This is a genomic window from Anaeromyxobacter soli, assembly GCF_022808855.1.
GTDB classification, from domain to species: domain Bacteria; phylum Myxococcota; class Myxococcia; order Myxococcales; family Anaeromyxobacteraceae; genus Anaeromyxobacter; species Anaeromyxobacter soli.
Genome location: NZ_JAKZLF010000002.1, coordinates 107,791 through 126,127 on the forward strand (window position 1 = coordinate 107,791; position 18,337 = coordinate 126,127).

The 18,337-nt window shown below is 73.5% G+C and carries 17 protein-coding genes; 7 read left to right on the top strand and 10 right to left on the bottom strand.

The annotated features are described in order from the left end of the window. Window positions 1–74: 74 nt before the first annotated feature. Together MLV88_RS02680 and MLV88_RS02685 are read right to left on the bottom strand one after the other, a co-directional pair. Entirely contained in the window at window positions 75–1,283 is a 1,209-nt protein-coding gene (locus MLV88_RS02680; protein WP_242332893.1) for an HNH endonuclease, read from the bottom strand. A 513-nt stretch (window positions 1,284–1,796) separates the two neighbouring features. Beyond that, entirely contained in the window at window positions 1,797–3,314 is a 1,518-nt protein-coding gene (locus MLV88_RS02685; RefSeq protein ID WP_242352223.1) for a DUF3943 domain-containing protein, read from the bottom strand. A gap of 59 nt (window positions 3,315–3,373) precedes the next feature. Here MLV88_RS02685 and MLV88_RS02690 point away from each other — a divergent pair, with 59 nt between their 5' ends. After that, window positions 3,374–4,495 carry a hypothetical protein gene (locus MLV88_RS02690; protein ID WP_242352225.1) on the top strand — a complete coding sequence of 374 codons (1,122 nt, stop codon included), beginning with the start codon at window positions 3,374–3,376 and terminating at the stop codon, window positions 4,493–4,495. Window positions 4,496–4,601: 106 nt separating this feature from the next. Here the strand turns inward: MLV88_RS02690 and MLV88_RS02695 are convergent, their stop codons facing one another. The 4 genes from MLV88_RS02695 to MLV88_RS02710 form a co-directional block, all read right to left on the bottom strand. After that, window positions 4,602–5,291 carry an SDR family oxidoreductase gene (locus tag MLV88_RS02695; RefSeq protein WP_242332896.1) on the bottom strand — a complete coding sequence of 230 codons (690 nt, stop codon included), beginning with the start codon at window positions 5,289–5,291 and terminating at the stop codon, window positions 4,602–4,604. Window positions 5,292–5,312: 21 nt separating this feature from the next. Further along, the gene (locus MLV88_RS02700; protein ID WP_242352227.1) at window positions 5,313–5,990 is read right to left on the bottom strand and encodes an HAD family hydrolase; all 678 of its coding nucleotides are present in this window, start codon (window positions 5,988–5,990) and stop codon (window positions 5,313–5,315) included. Between the two features lie 46 nt (window positions 5,991–6,036). Next, a complete protein-coding gene (locus tag MLV88_RS02705; protein WP_242332900.1) occupies window positions 6,037–6,264 on the bottom strand; it encodes a hypothetical protein in 228 nt (75 codons plus the stop codon). 218 nt (window positions 6,265–6,482) lie between these two features. Next, window positions 6,483–6,863, bottom strand: a complete 381-nt coding sequence (locus MLV88_RS02710; protein WP_242332902.1) for a thioredoxin family protein — start codon at window positions 6,861–6,863, stop codon at window positions 6,483–6,485. A 529-nt stretch (window positions 6,864–7,392) separates the two neighbouring features. On the opposite strand from MLV88_RS02710, the gene MLV88_RS02715 reads away from it, so the two are divergent. The 4 genes from MLV88_RS02715 to MLV88_RS02730 all read left to right on the top strand — a co-directional run bounded on the left by MLV88_RS02715 (window position 7,393) and on the right by MLV88_RS02730 (window position 10,700). Continuing rightward, the gene (locus tag MLV88_RS02715; RefSeq protein WP_242352229.1) at window positions 7,393–8,343 is read left to right on the top strand and encodes a PAS domain-containing protein; all 951 of its coding nucleotides are present in this window, start codon (window positions 7,393–7,395) and stop codon (window positions 8,341–8,343) included. 85 nt (window positions 8,344–8,428) lie between these two features. Then, complete coding sequence (locus MLV88_RS02720; RefSeq protein ID WP_242352231.1) at window positions 8,429–8,890, top strand: SRPBCC family protein; 462 nt, start codon at window positions 8,429–8,431, stop codon at window positions 8,888–8,890. Next, complete coding sequence (locus tag MLV88_RS02725) at window positions 8,874–9,245, top strand: ArsR/SmtB family transcription factor (RefSeq protein ID WP_242352233.1); 372 nt, start codon at window positions 8,874–8,876, stop codon at window positions 9,243–9,245. Before MLV88_RS02720 ends, MLV88_RS02725 begins: the two co-directional genes overlap by 17 nt. 87 nt (window positions 9,246–9,332) lie before the next feature. Next, complete coding sequence (locus tag MLV88_RS02730) at window positions 9,333–10,700, top strand: glycosyltransferase family 39 protein (RefSeq protein ID WP_242352235.1); 1,368 nt, start codon at window positions 9,333–9,335, stop codon at window positions 10,698–10,700. Window positions 10,701–10,750: 50 nt separating this feature from the next. Here MLV88_RS02730 and MLV88_RS02735 read toward each other — a convergent pair whose 3' ends face one another. From MLV88_RS02735 to MLV88_RS23875, 3 genes are all read right to left on the bottom strand, one after another. Then, window positions 10,751–11,662, bottom strand: a complete 912-nt coding sequence (locus tag MLV88_RS02735; protein WP_242352237.1) for a M48 family metalloprotease — start codon at window positions 11,660–11,662, stop codon at window positions 10,751–10,753. 156 nt (window positions 11,663–11,818) lie between these two features. Next, complete coding sequence (locus MLV88_RS02740; RefSeq protein WP_242352239.1) at window positions 11,819–13,903, bottom strand: M13 family metallopeptidase; 2,085 nt, start codon at window positions 13,901–13,903, stop codon at window positions 11,819–11,821. 168 nt (window positions 13,904–14,071) lie between these two features. Further along, window positions 14,072–14,206 (bottom strand): hypothetical protein, encoded by a 135-nt coding sequence (locus MLV88_RS23875; protein WP_255821288.1) that lies wholly within the window; start codon window positions 14,204–14,206, stop codon window positions 14,072–14,074. A gap of 412 nt (window positions 14,207–14,618) precedes the next feature. Between MLV88_RS23875 and MLV88_RS02745 the strand changes: the two genes are divergently transcribed. Together MLV88_RS02745 and MLV88_RS02750 are read left to right on the top strand one after the other, a co-directional pair. Then, window positions 14,619–15,143, top strand: coding sequence for an OsmC family protein (locus MLV88_RS02745; RefSeq protein WP_242332916.1), 525 nt, complete (start codon window positions 14,619–14,621; stop codon window positions 15,141–15,143). A gap of 32 nt (window positions 15,144–15,175) precedes the next feature. Next, entirely contained in the window at window positions 15,176–15,526 is a 351-nt protein-coding gene (locus tag MLV88_RS02750) for a DsrE/DsrF/TusD sulfur relay family protein (RefSeq protein WP_242332918.1), read from the top strand. Window positions 15,527–15,620: 94 nt separating this feature from the next. Here MLV88_RS02750 and MLV88_RS02755 read toward each other — a convergent pair whose 3' ends face one another. Next, the gene (locus tag MLV88_RS02755; RefSeq protein WP_242332919.1) at window positions 15,621–18,026 is read right to left on the bottom strand and encodes a catalase; all 2,406 of its coding nucleotides are present in this window, start codon (window positions 18,024–18,026) and stop codon (window positions 15,621–15,623) included. Window positions 18,027–18,337 lie beyond the last annotated feature (311 nt).

Consider the following 18,337-nt stretch of genomic DNA (forward strand, 5'->3'; position numbering starts at 1 on the left):
CCTCCCTCCGCGAAGGCCGCGAACCCGTCCTCCGTCCACAGAAGGCTCGGCCCGCTCCGTGAGCCGCCGCAGAATCACGGGGCCCACATGCCCAGCTGCATCCCGGGACGGAGGGGCGCCACGTCAGCGCGCGAGAGCGGCGTCGGCCCTTCGCCCGCGTCGCGGCGGAAGCGATCCATGTGCTCGCGCCCGAAGCTCCTCTCTGCGTGAAGCAGATTGTGGGCTCGGCAGGCGAGCCGAAGGTTGTCGATCGTCGACGGTCCGGCGAGGGCCGCGGGTTGGATGTGATCGAGCTCGAGCTTCCAGCGGCTATTGCAGCGGCAGCCGTCCGGACCGACCCAGGCGCAGCGCCCGCCGTCGCGGCTCCACACCGCGCGGCGCACTATCGCCGGGATCGTGGACCTCGCCACCGCCGGCTTCGCCGCAGTCTGCTTCGTGCCCTGCTTCGCGTCCTCTTTCGCGTCCTTCGTCTTGCGCTGCGGCGTGACCGCGCCCTTGCGCTTGCCGTGCTTGTCGATGGCGCAGCGGATCGCTTCGTGGAGCACCGCCGCGAGGTCGCCGTCCGGGACCTTGTGCGACAGGAGTGACCGGAGCGTCTCGAGGTCCTCCTTACAGGCGCGGCCGAGGGTGACGCGGAGCGACCAGTGGTCGTCCGAGACGGGGAGGGTCTCGGCCCGTCGCTTTGGCTTCTCGAGGGTGGCGTCAGGCGGTGGGAGCCGGCCGGCATTCGGGCTCGGATCGAGGGTCTCCGCAGTTCCGGGCGAGCTCGACGCCTCCGCCCGCTCGGCCCCACCATTGGACGCCGGGAGGGCCAGCGCTGTGCTCGCCGCGGCGGGCGCGCGCTCGGGCAGCGTCCGGAGGCCCGTGCGCGGAGCGGTGCGCGCCTGCACGGACACGACGAGGTGCTCGACCTCGGCCCGGGTCCGATAGGCGGCGCGGGCGAGAAGGTCGTTCAGGTTCTCCTCGGTGAGCACCTGGCCGAGGAGCGCCACGGTGGACAAGCAGAGGCGCCCATCGCGCAGCGGAGCTTCCAGCGTCGGGAACCGGCGCAGCACTCGCATCGCCTGGATGCGCCTTCCGGCGGCGCCCTCGCGCAGGTGGAGCGCCTCGAGGCAGTAGCTCCACAGCGACGAATAGCCGGCCTCCACGAACGCGCGGCGCCGATCGAATTCGTCGAGGTGCAGGAGGAAGTCGACCTGGACGTTTCGTTCCTCTCCGGCGAGCTCGCGCAGGCGCAGGGCGAGGACATTGGACTCGAGAGAAGCGGGGGCGAGCGCGGACATGGGGTTGCACCTCCAGTACACCCTTCGTAACACGCGATTTCCGGAGCTCCGGAGACGCTCCAGGCTCGCGCCTGCGCGGCGTTCTTCGCTTCACCCTCGTCGATGCCTTTCGGCGGTCGGCGCACGTGACACGCGCCAGGCGCGTGCGCGAGAGCGGCCCTTCCGCGCCGACCCGTACGCCCGAGCGCGATCGTGGCGAGATGGCGTCAATGGGAAAGTTTCACCCACCGCAACCGGGACGCTCTCCCTGGGCGCGAGCGACGCTGCGACGTCCTGAGGAACTATCGCTGGCGATAGCGGTCGCTGTAGGTGAACGCTAGCGAGCTCCCGAGACGCTCCGGTCCGTGCGCCCGCACGAGCTGTGGATGCGCGTCGCTCGCATGCACCCGCGCAAATTCACGCCCGCGCCGCGCCCAGCCGGTCACGCCCCGACGTGACGTCCGGCTGCTTCGCCGCCTCTGGCGCGTTCATCGGGGGAGCGGCTCAACCCCAAGCGAGCAACCCCTGTCATCATCAAGGTTCCTCGGGGATCGCCTCGGCCGAGAAGCGGGGCGACGGGCCGCCGAGCAGCACGTACGAGAGCTGCACGGCAGAGTCCGCGTGGAACGTCGCGTCCTGCACCCGCCGGGCGCGACGGGTCACCTCCACGGCGATCGCGCTGGCGCCCACGATGCGCAGCGTCGCCCCCGCGCGCGCCTCGAGCAGGAGCGCCGTCCCGCCCGGCTCGCCCTCGCCCAGCACGAGGTACTGGCGGAGGGTCAGGCCTGCGCGCGCGCGCGTGCCGGCGAGCAGGGCGACGTCGAGCAGCGACTGCGCGCCGGGGCCCATCAGGTAGTCCCGCCCCGTGCCGTCCGGCGCGCGCGCGACGGATCCGGCGGCGCCGAGCAGCACCGCCCCGCCGTGGAGGTCCGCCTCGAGCGCCCAGTCTCCGCCGAGGTCGGCGCGACCGCTCGCGCCCACCCCGATCGCGCTCGTCGAGACGCGGTACGGTCCGGGCGTGTCGAGATCGAAGGACAGGAAGAGTCCCCACAGCCCGCGCACCGCGCGCGTGGGCTCCAGCACGGCACCGGCGAGGAGCCCGCGGCCGCGCACCGTCGCGTCCGGATCCGCGGAGAAGCCGTACGCCGCCTCGAGCACGAAGTGGTCGAACGGCCGCGCGAGCTCGAGGTCCGGGTCGCCGGGGAGCCCCCACGTGAAGTCGAGGCCCGCCCGCCCGTGCCACGCTTCCTCGCGGTCCGCCCCCGACGCCGCCGACAGGGAGAGCTCCCACCGCGAGGACGGCGCCTCCATGGGCGTGGTCGCGACGTACAGCCGCCGGTTCACCGCCGACATGGGCGAGAGCACGCTCGCGGCGGCGTCGCGCCAGGCTCCGCCCTCCGCCCGCAGCGCGTCCGAGAAGCGCGTCAGGACCTCCCCGAGCACCATGCCCGCCACGGGGGTCGTGATCTGATCGTTCCTCGCGGGCCGCTCCGTCTCCCCCGCGATCTCCCAGAGCGCGCTCGCCGCGAACGCGTAGGACGCGGACTGCCAGAAGCCGAGCCCCGTGGAGCGCGCCGCGGTGAACGCCCACGTGCCCTGGTACGGATGACCGAACTGGTTCACCCAGAACTGATCGTCGTCGAGCACCCACCGGCTGCGCAGGTTGCGGCCGATCGAGTCGGCGGAGACGTCGCCCCAGGGAGCCGCGCCCACCCAGCGGTTCCAGCTCACCATGACGGCGTGGACGCCGAGCGCCTCGGCGGCGGGGAGCACGAAGCGGCGAGCGCCGTCGCCGGAGCGCTCCGGCCGCTCGAGCCCGGGGGCCGCCGTGATCGACGATGGCGGGAGGAGCTGCAGGTCCGCCTCGCGAGCGGCGTACTCGGCCCGTCGCTCGGATCTCTTCGCGTCCGGAGCGCTGCGGGTCGCGGCGGGCGCGGCGTACTCCACCCGGCGCTCGTGCGGCGGCGCGTCCGCCGCACCGCGGACCGGGGCGGCGGCGAGGAGGAGGAGCAGGAGGAAGGAGGCCTTCGGCGAGGATCGGCGCGGCGCCATCGAGGGCGCTCCCTGCAAGCGGACGGCCGAGCGGAACGGCCCGTGCAGACGCGCGTGGCGTGCTCCAGGTGTCGGATCTCCGTGCATCGGCCAGGACGCCGCCACGGGGCGTCCGCGACGACCTCGGCGCGTCGCGAGCGAACCCGAGGCAGCGACCCGCGGCGCGAACCAGGCCCGGCGGCCGGGCCGGCGCGGCCGCCTGCGCCGCCGCCGCGCTCGTCGCCTCGAGCGGCTGCGCGGCTCACCTGCCGCGCGCGGACGAGCGGGTCCCGTTCCTGGAGCGGTCGTACGTGTCGCTCACGACCGACCGGCGCCAGGCCTTCGAGGCCGATCCCGCCCTGCACCTCGTGCTCTGGAACGGGCTCGAGGATCCGGGCCTGCAGGAGTCGGGCGGGGTCACGACCTCGCTCTCGATGTCGTTCCTGGGGATGTTCCGGCTCCTGCGCGAGGACTCCACGCCCGTCCGCACGCCCACTTACGAGCCGCGCGCCAAGCTCCAGATCTTCGCGGCCGCCCGACCCGAGGACGCGGGGGCGGCACCCCGGGGCCCGCGCACGCTCGCCGCCCTCGAGCTCTCCGTGGGGCACCGCTCCAACGGGCAGCAAGGCTGCGCCCTCACGGATCACCTCCGCACCGGAAAGGGCGACTTCGACTGCGTTCCGCTGACGGATCCGCCGAGCGAGCGGCTCGACCTCTCCGCGGGGAGCTTCACGACGAACTACCTCGGCGCAGCGGTCGGCGGCCTCCGGCAGCTCGGCGCTGGACGCGGCCGGGCGATCCTCTCCGCCCGCTCCTCGGCGGAGTGGAACGTGCCCTGCGGGCTCGGGGCGTGCATGCCCGCGCAGATGCGCCGCCGGTACGGCGCGGTCGTAGGGCGGGCGTCGGCGGAGCTCGAGCTGCCCGCCCTGTGGCACCTGACGCGGGCGCTGCCGCTCGTCGCCGCGCACTCGGAGCTCGGCCTCCGCCTGGGCCTCGCCGGCTCGCGCCACCTCGGCACGGTCGCGCGGCCTGCGTTCGGCGATCTGGCGGCCGAGGTGACCTTGCTGGCTCGCGCGCCGCGGAGCCTGGGCCTCGGACTGTTCCTGCGGCGCCAGCAGGGCCGCGACCCGCTCAACATCCGCTTCGAGGAGCGCCTCGACGCGTGGATGGTCGGGTTCGTGGCGGAGCCGGGGGCGCCATGACGACGCGTGTCCGCGAATCCGACAGGGCTGTTCAGGATTCCGGCAGACTGCGCATCGCCCAGGCGGTGCTCACGAGGGCGGAAGCACTTGTCGCCGGCGACCCGCCTCACCACGGCAGCGGCCGCCCGTCCCTGAAGAACCCGCCCGTCGGGCCATCGTCCGGGAGCGTCGCCGCCCAGACGATCCCGCGCGCGCCCTCGGGGATGGGCCTGCCGCCGGCCCCGCCCATGTCGGTCGCCACCCAGCCCGGACAGACCGCGTTCACGAGGATGCCGGTGCCGGCCAGCTCGGCGGCGAGGACGCGCGTCAGCGCGTTGAGGGCGGCCTTGGAGGTGGAGTAGGCGGGGGTGTCCGAGCCCATCGAGGCGAGCGAGCCTGCCTCGCTCGACACGTTCACGATGCGTCCGCGTCCACGCTCGAGCATGAGCGGCAGGAGCGCCTCGGCGAGGCGCCAGGCGCCGAAGAGGTTCGTCTCGAAGGCCTCGCGGACCACCCGCCAGTCGGGGCTCCAGGCGTGGTCTCCGGTGTCGTAGTGGATTCCGGCGTTGTTGACGAGCACGTCGCAGCGCCCGAAGGCGGCGCGGACCTCCGCGGCGAGCCGGGCCGGGGACTCCGGATCGGCGACGTCGAGGATCGCGGGGTGGAGCGCCTTGCGACCTCGCGCCGCCGCCTCGCCCTTCCGCAGCTCGCGCACGCCCATCACGACGTCGAAGCCGCGGTCGGCGAGCTGCAGGCTCACCTCCAGGCCCAGCCCGCGGTTCGCCCCGCTGACGACCGCGACGGGAGCTTCGGCCATTCGCACCTCCCCTGCTCCTCGTCAGCGGCGGCCGCCCACCTCGTCGAGGTGCTCGAGGAGGTCCGCCGGATCCTCGAACACCCGGTACGCGCCGGCGCGCTCGAGCTCTCCCTCGCCGTAGCCGCCGGACAGCAGGCCGATCCCCAGCGCGCGCGCCCGCTGGGCGGCGAGCATGTCCCAGACCGCATCACCCACCACCGACGCCGAGCCGATGGGAACCCCGAGCCGCTGCGCCGCTGCCAGGAAGAGGTCGGGATCGGGCTTCGCGTGCCTGACCTGGTCCCGCGTGACGATCGGCACGCGCTCCGCGTCGACCCCCAGGGAGGCGATCACCGGTCCGGCCGATTCCATCCGGCCGCTCGTCGCGATCGCCCACGGGATCCGCGCCGCGTCGAGCGCCGCGAGCAGCTCGCGCGCCCCGGGCAGCGGGCGAACGTCGGCGAGCCGCCGCCGGTACGCCTCGCCGTGCAGGCGCTGCAGCCGCTCGATGCGCTCGCCGGACAGCTCCACGCCCGTCTCGCGCAGGAGCATGTTCGTGAACAGCCCGCCGCTCATGCCGATCCGGCGGTGGATCCTCCACACGGAGAGCTCGATCCCCTCCGACTCGAGCGCCTCGCGCCAGGCGAGCACGTGCTGGTAGACGCTGTCGACGAGCGTCCCGTCGAGGTCGAAGAGGAAGGACGTCTGCGGATGGAGCATCGTCGTCTCCGTTCCCGTGCACCGGCCTGCGCCGAAGGCGTCGCGCTCACGCGCCGGCGCGCTCGAACATCCTCAGCTCCCAGCGGTCCGCCGCCTCGTCGTGGCGCAGGAGGTAGACCGCTCCGTCGTCGCCCCGGAGCTTGAAGTAGCGGTGGTCGGGGCCGAGCCAGCGGTCGATGATCTCGACCACCTCGACATGCCGACCGCCGAGGTCGAGCCTTCGCGGCGCCTCCTCGCCGCGATACCCCGCATGGCTGTCCACCTTCACGTCCATGTCGCGTCCGCGCTCGCGCAGCGGTCGAGCCCCGCGGCGTGCAGCTCCTTCGCCTTTCCGAGGGGGTGATAGAGGAGCACCGTCCCGCGCCGCCGCCTCTTAGCGGGGCCCCGTCTCCGCGCGGCGGTCGGGCCGCTGGAAAAGATCGGAGGACCCCCGCGTCTCCACTTCCGCGGTTGCACGGCTGGAGAGACCCCGGCCTGGCGCCCGGCCGCGCCTCACGGCGCGGGAAGGGCGAGCAGCTCGTGGTCGACGACCTCGCGAAGGTACCGGCTGCCGACGAACCCGACGACGCGGTCCACCTCGCGACCTCGCTTGAAGAAGATCACGGTGGGCGTGCCCATCACACCGTGACGCGCGGTCGTCCGGCCCGCCTCCGCGGCGTTCAGCTCGGCGACCTTCACGCGCCCCTCGTATGCGCTCGCCAGCTCCATGATGACGGGCTCGAGCCGCTGGCAAGGGCCGCAGCCGGGCGACCAGAAGTCGACCACCACGGGCACGTCGGACCGGAGGACCTCCGCGGCGAAGTTTCCGTCCGTGAGGTGGACCGGCTGCACCTTCGACGCGCTCGGTCCGAAGATCCGCGAGAGCAGTCCCATTCGGTCTCCCTGCCTGTGAAAGCCGCCGGCCCCGTCCCCCGCGCTCGGGCCTACCTCCCCGCTGCGGTGGGACACGACGACGTCGTCGCTTGGGTTCGAGCCCCACGGCGCACCGGCGGTTCGGCCGTCCGAACGGGCGCACGCGAGGTCCGCCGTGTCCTCGAGGGAGACGCGGGCGTCACCGCGTCGATCCGGCCCCCGTCGTTCGACATGGGAGCCGGGGAGGAACGCGCATGTTCAGGAGCACGAAGGCATTCTCGGGGTTCTCGGTGGACGACCTTCAGAAGGCCAGGGAGTTCTACGGGCGGACCCTCGGCCTGGAGGTTCCGCGCCGCAACCCTGGCGCCGCGCACCGAGATGGCGTTGCGCGCTCAACGGCTGCTGGGTGTCGCGGCGGCTGCCGAGGGGAAAATGCGGAGGAGGTCCGCGGCGCTCGACGCTGGCCGGGTCCTTGCTCTCGTACGGCGCCACGAGGGCACGCCGGCCGGCGCCGGCGACTCGCCCACCCCACCCTCTCACCGGAGCCCCCATGAGCCAGACCTGGCGCGAGCTGCTGATGACCGACCACGAGACCACCGAGCGCGTCTTCTCGGCGGCCGAGAAGGCCCTCGCGGCGCCGGAGGGCCCGACGCCGGGGCTCGTCGCCAACCTGCGCGAGTACCTCGTCGGCTACGTCGATCGCTGCCACAACCAGAAGGAGGAGCGGACCGTGTTCCCGCTCCTCGAGCGGGCCGGCATGCCGGTCGAGGGAGGCCCGCTCGCCGTGATGCTGGCCGAGCACCGGCAGGCGAAGTCGCTGGTGGAGCGGCTCGACGCCGCCGCCGCCGCGTTCGTGGCGGGCGACCGGGCGCGGCTGGGCGAGCTGCGGGAGGTCTTCGGAGCCTACGCCGCGCTGTGCAAGGACCACTTCTGGAAGGAGAACGACATCCTCTACCCGCTCGCGGCGCGCATGCTGGACGGGGAGACGCAGGCCGGCATCGTCGCGGCCATCGAGGCGGTGGAGGCCGGGCTCGGCCCCGACACGCGCCGGCGCTATCACCGCATGGCCGACGAGATCGTGCGCGCCGTCGAGCTCGAGGACCTCTCGTACGGCCTCGACCGCGACGTCCTCGCCGCGATCCTCAACACGCTGCCGGTCGAGCTGTCGTTCATCGACGAGGAGGACCGGGTCCGCTACTTCAGCCACGAGCGGGGCGAGAAGATCTTCCCGCGCAGCCGCGGCGCCATCGGGACGAACGTCCGCAACTGCCATCCGCAGAAGAGCGTGCACCTCGTGGAGAAGATCCTGGCCGACTTCAAGGCCGGCCGGCGCGAGGTGGCCGAGTTCTGGATCGACATGGGCCCGCGCAAGGTCCACATCCGCTACTGGCCGGTGCGCGACGAGGCGGGCCGCTACCTCGGCTGCCTCGAGACGGTCCAGGACGTGGCCCCGATCCAGCGGCTCACCGGGCAGCGCCGCCTGCTCGAGGAGGCGGCCTGACGCGCGCGGTCCCCGTCGGCCGGGCGCAACCGAGAGGTTGCATCCCGCGGCGCGCGTGGCTACACCTGCAACCTGGAGGTTGCACATGGCCACGACGAGCACGGATCGCATCGAGAAGCAGGTCCTCCTGCGGGCACCCCGCGCGCGGGTCTGGCGAGCGCTCGTCGACCCGCGGGAGTTCGGCAGCTGGTTCGGGGTGAAGCTGGAGACCGGCTTCGCGCCGGGGTCGGTGACGCGCGGGCGGATCACGTACCCCGGCTACGAGCACCTCGTCTTCGAGGCGACCGTGGAGCGGATGGAGCCGGAGCGGCTCCTGTCCTGGCGCTGGCACCCGGCGCCCGTCGACGCGGGGGCGGACTACTCGAAGGAGCCCTCCACGCTCGTGACCTTCACGCTGGAGGAGGCGCCCGAGGGGACCCGGCTCACCGTGGTCGAGTCGGGGTTCGACGAGCTCCCGCTCGCGCGCCGCGCCGAGGCGTTCCGGATGAACGAGGGCGGCTGGGCCGAGCAGATGAAGAACATCGCGCGCCATGTCTCCGGGGCCTAGCGGCGCGGGGCGAGGCGCCGTCCGCGCTGCCGCCGCCCACGCCGCGCCGATGTTCGCGGCGCTCGGCGACGAGACCCGCCTCGCCCTGGTGGCGCGGCTCTGCGCCGCCGGACCGCTCTCCACCGCGCGCCTCGCCGAGGGCGCCGCCATCTCGCGCCAGGCCATCGCGAAGCACCTCGAGGTCCTCGCCGGCGCGGGCCTCGTGCGGCGCGGTGAGGGGGGCCCGGGCCGCGAGCGGCGCTGGGAGATCGAGCCCCGCCGCCTCGACGAGGCGCGCCGCGCGCTCGAGCAGATCTCGCGCCGCTGGGACGAGGCGCTCGAGCGGCTGCGGGCGGCGGTGGAGGAGGAGCCCTGAGACCCTGCGGCCCCTAGCGGGCACCCTCCTTCGAACGCGAGCGGGGCCCGACTGGCTTTCGTGGACACCCGGCGAAAGCCGTGCGACATGGCGGACGTGAGAGATCGGCGCAGCGTGCTGGGCGAGGCCCCGTCGGACGTCGTCCACGTGCCGTCGCGCGGCGCGGAGGCGCGCGCCCGCTCGCGGTCCGCGGCGGCACCTGCCTCGATGCTCCGCGTCGCGGAGGACGCGTCCGACGCTCCCGCAGGCGCCCCTTCGACACGGCGGCGCGCGCATCGCTTCGCCCTGCTCGCCGTCGTCGTGGTGGCGGCGGCGCTGCGGGTGGCGTGGAACGACGTCACGACGTTCTCGCCCGCCGACGAGACGCACTACCTCGAGACCGCGAGGGCGCTCGCCCCGTCCTTGCTCGAGCGGTACCCCGTGCTCGCGTCGGAGTACCTCTCCCAGCCCGGGGCGTGGAAGTTCCCGAGCTTCCTCCGCTGGGGCTGGTACGGGATCGGGGCGACGATCTGCAAGGCCCAGCCTGACTGCTCCCACCGCAGCCTGGCCTGGCTCTCCACGCTGTCGGGGGTGCTCGTCGTCCTGCTCGCCTACGCGGTCGGTCGGGCTCGCCTCGGCGAGCGCGCGGCCCTGCTCGGCGGCGCGTTCGTCGCCGTGTCGCCGCTGCAGCTCGGGCTCGGGCGTCGCGCCCTGCAGGACGAGCTCGTGTGCGCGACGGTCCTTTTGTCCCTCTGGACCGCCCTGCGCGTGCTCGACGTTCCGCGCGAGGCGCGGGCGTGGGGGCGCTACGCGGCGGCCATCGCGGCCGCCTCCCTCGCCTTCGCCGTGAAGGAGACCTTCGTCCTCTACGCCCCCGCGTTCGTCGCGCTGTGGCTGTTCGCGCGCGAGCGGCGCGGCGGGGGCCGCCCGCTCGACGCCGCGCTCCTGCTCGTCCCACCGCTCGTCTACTACGCGGGCTACTGCCTGCTCACGCACTCCGCGACCCAGTTCTTCGAGATGGCGCGCGTCGCCGTCGCGTCGCTCGGCTCCGAGTACGCGCGGCAGTACCAGTCCGGGCCGCCCCACCGGTACCTCCTCGACCTCCTCGTGCTCTCGCCGGTGCCCGTGCTGCTCGCCGTCGGCGCCTGCGCGGTGATCGTGTCGTCGCGCGGCCCCGCGGAGCGCGACGCTCGCCACCTCGCGGCGTTCGCCGCCCTGGCGCTCGCGGCGTTCGCGCTCGTGTCGAAGAGCGTTCGCTTCGTCGCGGCCACGGACGTGCTCGCCTCGCTCCTGGCCGCGTGGTTCGTCGTCTCGCTGGCGGAGCGCACGCGGGCGCCGCTCCGGCGGGTCGCCGCGGTCGTCGCGATCGTCGCCGCCTCGAACCTGTGGATCTTCGACCGGGTCTTCGTGCAGGGGCAGGTCGGCGACCCGACGACCTACGAGATCCTCCGCGCGCTCGACGCGATCCCGCGCTGACGGGCGCGGCGAGCGCGAGGGCGCCTCGCCGGCCGCCGCGTCTCCCGGGCTCAGGCGCGGGGGTCGGGAACGGCGCCGACGAGCTCCGCGTCCGGCCGGAAGAAGCCGTACCGGTGGAGCTCGTGCACCCGGTCCGCGAGGTGCGGCTCCTTCCTCAGGATCGCCCCGAGGCGAGCGGGCGCGGGCCGCGGGGTCGGTGTGAGCGCGTCGCGGACGTAGGCGCGGACGTTCACGAGCCCGAAGATCTCACCCCCCGACGCGGACAGCGCGAGCGCGTCGAGCGAACCCGGCGCGAGGAGCGCGGCCACGCGATCGCGCGAGTAGGTCTGGACCGTGACGAGCGGCAGGCGCAGCACGGGGATGCGCTTCAGGTATCCGAGGAGGAGCTCGGCCCACCAGCTCGCGTGCCCGAGCGTGATCCGCCCCAGCTCGTGGCCGATCATGAACGCGAAGACCTCCCGGCGCGTCGCGAGGTCCTGGACCCCGTCGAAGAGCTTCTCCCCGAGGACGATGGCCCGGGTCCCGCGCCGCAGCGCGAGCGCGTCGGAGAGCCCCACGCTCGGCAGCGCCGAGACGTAGAGCGCCGGCGCGGAGATGCCCAGCATCCGGCACTGCCGCTCCAGGATCGCGTGGAGCTCGGGGAGCTGATCGCTCCCGAGCCTGACCGAGTTCAGGTGGATCATCATCCACCGCCCGAGCCGCAGGAAGCCCAGCGCCGGCACGAGCAGCAGCGCCAGGACGGCGGCCGCTTGCACCCGCCGGACGAGCCGGGCGGCCTGCGGGTGCGCGGAGAGCCACTCCGGCGCGAGGAGGATGGCGGCTACCGCGCCGGCGACGAGGGCGAGGTTCGCGGCCGCGGAGAGGAGGAGGATGCGGCGCTCATGCGGGTGGCGCACCTGCGACAGGTCGATGACCCGGCCCGGCAGGGCGTCCGCACCCACGGCATCGGCTTCGAGCGTCAAGCCACGGCCATCCTCGCCGTCGATCGTCCCGGAACCTCGCGGCCGCGGCAACGCCACTTCGCGTCACCCCCTCGCGGCGGACCCCGAGCAACCGATCTCCTCGCAGGGAGCGGAGGGTGTCCGCCGCCGTCCAGGCGCTCGGGCGAGGGGCGGCCCCTACCACACCTGCACGCGCGCCGCGCGGTCGAGGTAGAGCGCCTGCCCGGGCTCCACGTCGAACGCGGCGTACCACGGGTCGAGGTTGCGCACGGTGAGGGAGCGGTAGCGGCCGGGCGCGTGACCGTCGGTGAGGAGCTGCCGGCGCACCGCCGGCTCGCGCGCCTTCGTCTGCCAGGTCTGCGCGTAACCGACGAAGAACTGCTGCTCGCCGTCGAGCCCACCCACCCGCGGCGTCGCCACGCCGCCGAGGGAGGCGCGCCAGGCGTCGTACGCGGCGGCGAGGCCGGCCAGGTCGGCGATGTTCTCGCTGAGCGTGAGCTTCCCGTTGACGGCGGCGTCGGGGAACGGCCGGTAGGCGTCGTACTGGGTGACGAGCTTCTGCGCCGCCGCCTGGAAGCGGGCGAGGTCGGCCTGGGTCCACCAGTTCTCGAGCTTGCCGCGCGCGTCGAAGAGCGCGCCCTGGTCGTCGAAGCTGTGGCTGATCTCGTGGCCGATGGTCGCGCCGATGGAGGCGTACTTCACGGCGGCCGTCGCGCCGCGGTCGTAGAAGGGCGGCTCCATGAAGCCCGCCGGGAAGTTCAGCGCGTTCCGCACCGGGAGGTTCACCGCGTTGACGGTGTGCGGGAGCATGCACCACTCGCCGCGGTCGGGCGCCTTGCCGAGCTTCGCGAGCTGGCGGCGGTACTCGAACAGCTCCGCGCGCTCCACGTCGCCGAGGAGGTCGCCCTTCACGATCTCCAGGCCGCCGTAGTCGATCCAGCGGTCCGGGTACCCCACCCCGACCTCGAGCACCGCCAGCTTCTCCTTCGCGCGCGCCTTCGTGGCGGGCGCCATCCAGTCGAGCGCGTCGATCCGGCGGGCGAACGCCTCGCGGAGGTTCCGCACCATCCCCTGGATCTCCGCCTTCGCCTCGGGGGGGAAGTAGCGCTGCACGTAGATGCGCCCGACCGCCTCGCCGAGGGCTGCGTCCACGACCCCGAGCCCGCGCTTCCAGCGCGCGCGTTGCTGCGGCGTCCCGTTGAGCGCCGTGCCGTAGAACGCGAACGCCTCGTCCGACAGGGCCCTGGAGAGGAGCGGCGCGGCGCGATCGAGGGCGCGGACGGTGAGGTAGTCCTTCCAGGTCGAGAGCGGCTCGCTCTTCACGAGCGCGGCGAGCCCGGTGAGCGCGGTGGGCTGCCAGGCGATGAACCGCTGCTGCCCGTCGAGCGCGGCCGCGCGGAGGAACGCGCCCCAGTCCATCCCGGGGGCCCGCTGCTCGAGGTCGGCCCGCGTCCACGGGTGGTTGCCCTTCTGCACGTCGCCCGCCTCCTCGCGCGAGCCGTGCGTCTTCGCGAGCCGGGTCTCGAAGGCCAGCACGCGCTCCGCGCGGTTCCCCGGCTCGGACAGGCCGGCGAGCGCGAAGGTCTTCTCGAGGTGCGCGCGGTACTGGGCCCGGAGCGCCGCGAACCGCGGGGACGCGTCGAGGTAGTAGTCGCGGTCCGGGAGCCCCAGGCCCCCCTGTACCAGGTAGACGGCGTTCCGCGCCGGCTCGTCGAGGTCCTGCTCGACGAAGACGCCCAGCGGGCGCGAGGTCGTGAGGTTCGTGCAGTTGAAGATGTCGACGTCGGCGCGCACGGTCGCGCCGAGCTCGGCGGCGAGCGCGCGCGCGTCGGAGAGCGCCGCGATGCGGGCGAGCGTGGGGCGGAGCGGCTCGAGGCCCTTCGCCTCGAGGCCGGCCTCGTCCATGAAGCTCGCGTAGAGATCACCGATCTTGCGCGCGTCCGTGCCGGCGGGCGCGTCGCCGCGCGCCGCCTCCTCGACGATCCCGCGGTTGCGCGCCTCGACCGTCTCGAAGACGCGCAGGAACGCGCCGGTGCTCGCGCGATCGGGAGGGATCTCGGCGGTGCGCATGAACCCACCGTTCGCGTACTCGTAGAAGTCGTCGCCTGGCTTCACCGAAGGGTTCATCGCGGCCAGCTCGACGCCGTGCGGCCCCGCGGCCGGCGTCTGCGCTTGCGGCGGGGAGCCTGAGGCGGAGGGCTTCTTGCCCGCGCAGGCGGCGAGCGCGGCGACGGAAAGGACCAGGGCAGTGCGCAGGATCACGGGCGGCCTCGGGGTTGGCAGGACCGATCCGGCGAGGTTTTCAGCCGGATCGGGGGCGCATTCTGTCACCGACGGGGCGGCCGCGCGAAGGAGCGACCTCGGCGGTCCCTTCCGTGACGACGGAAGACCGGGTCGAGCTCCCGAGCGGACGCGAACGGCGGTCGCCGCTCACCCCTCTTGCTCGAGTCGGTCCCGCCGCAGCGCCTCGCGGACCGCCCTCACCGACTCGTGGGTCGCGTCGTTGCACGTCTGGCACTTGCAGAGCGGGCAACCGTCCACGTGGACCAGCAGGGCGGCGAACATCCATTCGGCCGCGCCGGCGAGCGTCGCGCGGCGAAACTGCAGATGCGCCGAGAGACCAGCTTTCGTTCGCGCCACCATGTGGAGACGATGGCGCTGCGCCGGCCCGAACTGCGAGGAGGCATCGCGCCGCACCGCATTTCGGGGAGCGAACGCTCGACGGACGGCTCGGCGGCTGCATGCGAGCGCGCATCCCCGGCGCGTCGAGGAGCGTGATCGGCTCGCCGCGGGGGTCCCCATGGCCGTTCGGGCGCGCAGCCCCCGCCTCGGGCGAGCCCGGGTCGCCGGCGATCGCGGAGGCGCCCGTTGACAGCGGAGAGCGGGTTTGCTTCATTATTCAAGTTAGTTCTTGAATAGACGCCCGGAAGCGTCGCACCGCGCCCTCCCTGCGGCGCGGCGTCATCGAGGAGAATGCATGAAGCGGAACAACGTGAACCTCGCCGCCGTGGGCGCGCTCGCGGAGCGCGCGAAGGTCGATCGGGGCGCGGCGAAGCTGACGAAGCGGGTCGAGGGGACGTGGAGCTCCCGCGACGGCTCCCCCCAGTTCTCCGCGACCGTCGCGCACGGTGATCGCGCCTCGTTCCTCCAGGCGGACATGGCGGTACCGTTCGGCGGCGCCGGCCTCGCCCCGGATCCCCTGCAGTACATGCTCTTCGGGCTCGCCGCCTGCTACACGGCCACGCTCGTGATGATCGCCTCCCTGGAGGGCGTGGAGCTCCGGGACGTCAAGACGGTCGCGGAGAACGCCGTGGACACGTCCCGGGTCCTGGGCCTCGGCGAGGCTCCGCTGGTCGAGCGCGTGTCCGTGCGCGTCTCGGTGGCCGCCGACGTCGACGACGCGCGGCTCGCCCGCTGGGCGCAGGCCGCGCGTGAGGGCTGCCCGTTCGCCTTCACCGTCGCGCACGCGGTCCCGCTGGAGACCCGCGTCGAGCGCGCGTGACCGTCGCCTCCACCCTCCCGGATCGAAGAGCCATGAGATTCCTGATCATCCTGAACGACCCGCCCTACGGCACCGAGCGCAGCTACAACGGCTTGCGGCTCGCCGGAAACCTCCTGACGAAGCATGAAGACGTCGAGGTGGACGTCTTCCTCATGGGCGACGCGGTCGCCTGCGCCAAGGCCGGGCAGACGACGCCGAACGGCTACTACAACCTGGAGCGGATGCTGAAGCCGGTGCTGCGGCGCGGACGCGTGCTGCTGTGCGGGAGCTGCATGGACGCCCGCGGCTTGAAGGAGCCCGAGGTGGTCGAGGGGGCGAAGCGCAGCTCCCTCGACGAGCTGACCCAGCTCACCGTGGCGGCGGGCAAGGTCCTCGTGTTCTGAGCGTCCCGCGCCGTCGCGCCACGCCACCGCGACCTTGCGGAGCGGCCCCCGCCTCGCGGGGCCGCTCGCCGCTCACCCGGGCGCTCGAGCGCGGCTACACGGGAGGCGGGTCCTGGGCACGATCCCAGTTGCGGTGCCTCGCGACCGCCTGCAGGAAGGCCTTCGTCCCCGCCTCGACCTTGCCGGCCGGCACGACGATCAGCGCCGGATCGCCCGCGTCGAGCGGCAGGCCCGCCTTCTCGAGGAGCTTCTGACCGGCGCCGAGCACGAGGAGGGTCTTGCAGTGGCGGTACTGATCCTTCACGAACTCGACCGCCTGCCCCAGCGCCGCCAGCGCGGCCGCGGAGGCCTCGCCGTCCGGCACCACCACCGCGTCGAACAGGCAGGAGGGCATGGTCTCGAGCGTCGCGTCGGGATCGAGCGCGTCGCCCGTGGCGCTCTCCACCGGCCCGAGCCGGGCCGCCACCACCCGCGGCACCGCGCCCGCCCGCGTGAGCGCGCGGTGCACGGAGAGCGCGCCCTCGCCGTCTACCCCGGGCGCGACCAGGATGGCGACCTTCCGGCCTGCGACGTCGCCACGGCCGGGGCGCGCGAGGAGGGAGAGCGCCGGCGACCTCGTCACCTCGGGCTTGGCGGCCCTCCCCGACGGCGGCAGCGGGTCCGGCACCTCGATCCCGAGGCCGTCCGCCACCGCCCGGGCGAGCGCGTCGCTCACGTTCGCGAGCTGCGCGACCACGCGCTCCCGCACCGCCGGCGTCTGCACCTTCGTGAGCTCGAACCGGAAGGCCCGCACGATGTGCGCCTGCTCCATCTCGGACTGGCTCTCCCAGAACAGCGTGGCCTGCGTGTAGTGGTCGGCGAACTTCTCGGGCTTGCCGCGCACCTTGTCCTCCGGGGTCGGATCGGGGAACGAGGTGAAGCCCGCCGCGGCGCCGACCTGGAACGGGCAGCCGCCGGCGAGCGAGTTGGGCTCGTACGCCACGCGCCCCCGGTGGATCGCCTGCCGGTGCATCCCATCGCGCTGACCGTTGTGCACCTGCGCCACCGGGGCGTTGATGGGGATCTCGTGGAAGTTCGGCCCGCCCAGGCGCGAGATCTGCGTGTCGACGTACGAGTGGATGCGGCCGGCGAGGAGGGGATCGTTCGAGAAGTCGATCCCGGGCACGACGTGCGCCGCGCAGAAGGCGACCTGCTCCGTCTCGGCGAAGAAGTTGTCCGGGTTCCGGTTCAGCACGAGCCGCCCCACCGGGCGCACGGGCACGAGCTCCTCCGGGACGATCTTGGTCGGGTCGAGGACGTCGAACGAGAACCGGGCGGCCTCCTCCTCTGTGAAGAGCTGGACGCCCAGCTGCCACTCGGGGAACTGCCCCGCCTCGATGGACTCCCACAGGTCCCGGCGGTGGTAGTCGGGATCGGCCCCGTTGATCTTCACGCACTCGTCCCAGTCGAGGGAGTGGGTCCCGCGCACCGGGCTCCAGTGGAACTTCACGAACCGTGACTCGCCCGCGGCGTTGACGAACCGGAACGTGTGCACGCCGAAGCCCTGCATCATGGAGTAGCTCCGCGGCAGCGCGCGGTCGCTCATGACCCAGAGGAGCATGTGCGTCGACTCGGGCATGAGCGACACGAAGTCCCAGAACGTGTCGTGCGCGCTCGCCGCCTGCGGCATGCCGTGGTGAGGCTCGGGCTTCACCGCGTGGACGAAGTCCGGGAACTTGATCGCGTCCTGGATGAAGAACACCGGCATGTTGTTGCCGACCAGATCGAAGTTCCCCTCGTCCGTGTAGAACTTCACGGCGAACCCGCGCACGTCGCGGGCGAGGTCCGCCGAGCCGCGCTCCCCCGCGACCGTCGAGAAGCGCACGAAGACCGGGGTGCGCTTGCCCTCCTCCGCCAGGAACGACGCCCGGGTGACCTCGGTGAGGGCCTCGGTGCACTCGAAGAACCCGTGCGCGGCCGAGCCTCGCGCGTGCACGATGCGCTCGGGGATCCGCTCGTGGTCGAAGTGCGTGATCTTCTCGCGGAGGATGAAGTCCTCCATGAGCGTGGGGCCGCGCAGCCCCGCCTTGAGCGAGCTCTGGTCGTCGGCGATCGGAACGCCCTGGTTGGTGGTGAGTCCCCGGTCGGTGGAGTCCACCCGGACGCGGTCGAGCGGCAGGTTGCCTGGATTGACGCCGAGTCTCTCCTGCGGCTTGCCCCGCCCCACCTTGGCGGACGAGACCGCCTCGCTGAGCGTGCTGCCGGTCGCGGCCACGTCCCCCGGCGGCACGTGCGCGCCCTCCGGCGGATTGCGCGCGAGGGCGCCGTGCTCGGCCTTCTTGTTGGCGTTGAACGGCATGGCGGCGGCGAGCGCGTCGGTCGCGGCCAGCTTCGCGGCGAGCGCGTCGTCCGCTCTGGCAGCGGAGGTTCCTCGCCGTGACCCGCTCACCGTGGAGCGGGCGGACGCCTTGGCGGTGGACTTCTTCGGCGGCGGGGACGGCTTCCTCGGCTTGGCGGCCATGCGCGGTACTCCCGGGTGCGGGTCCCGCTCGGCAGCTGGCGCCCGGGGCCGGGGCGGCGACTGCGCGTGCGGTGTCCTCAACTTCGGTCCGCCACCCCCGCGGCGGTAGCGCCGACGCCACCACGGGCGCGCAGTCGCCGCGGCGGTGTGCCGCGGAGCGGCCCCCGCCGCCACCTCGCCCGGCGAGGCACGGAGCGCAGCTTCGCTTTGCACCTCGGGGAGACAGGCTGCGTCGAGGGCGCGAGCCCGCCTTCGAAGGGGTGTTGGCCACGCCCCCGAGATCTGGCCCGCCGCGGCGGCGCCGTCGGAGG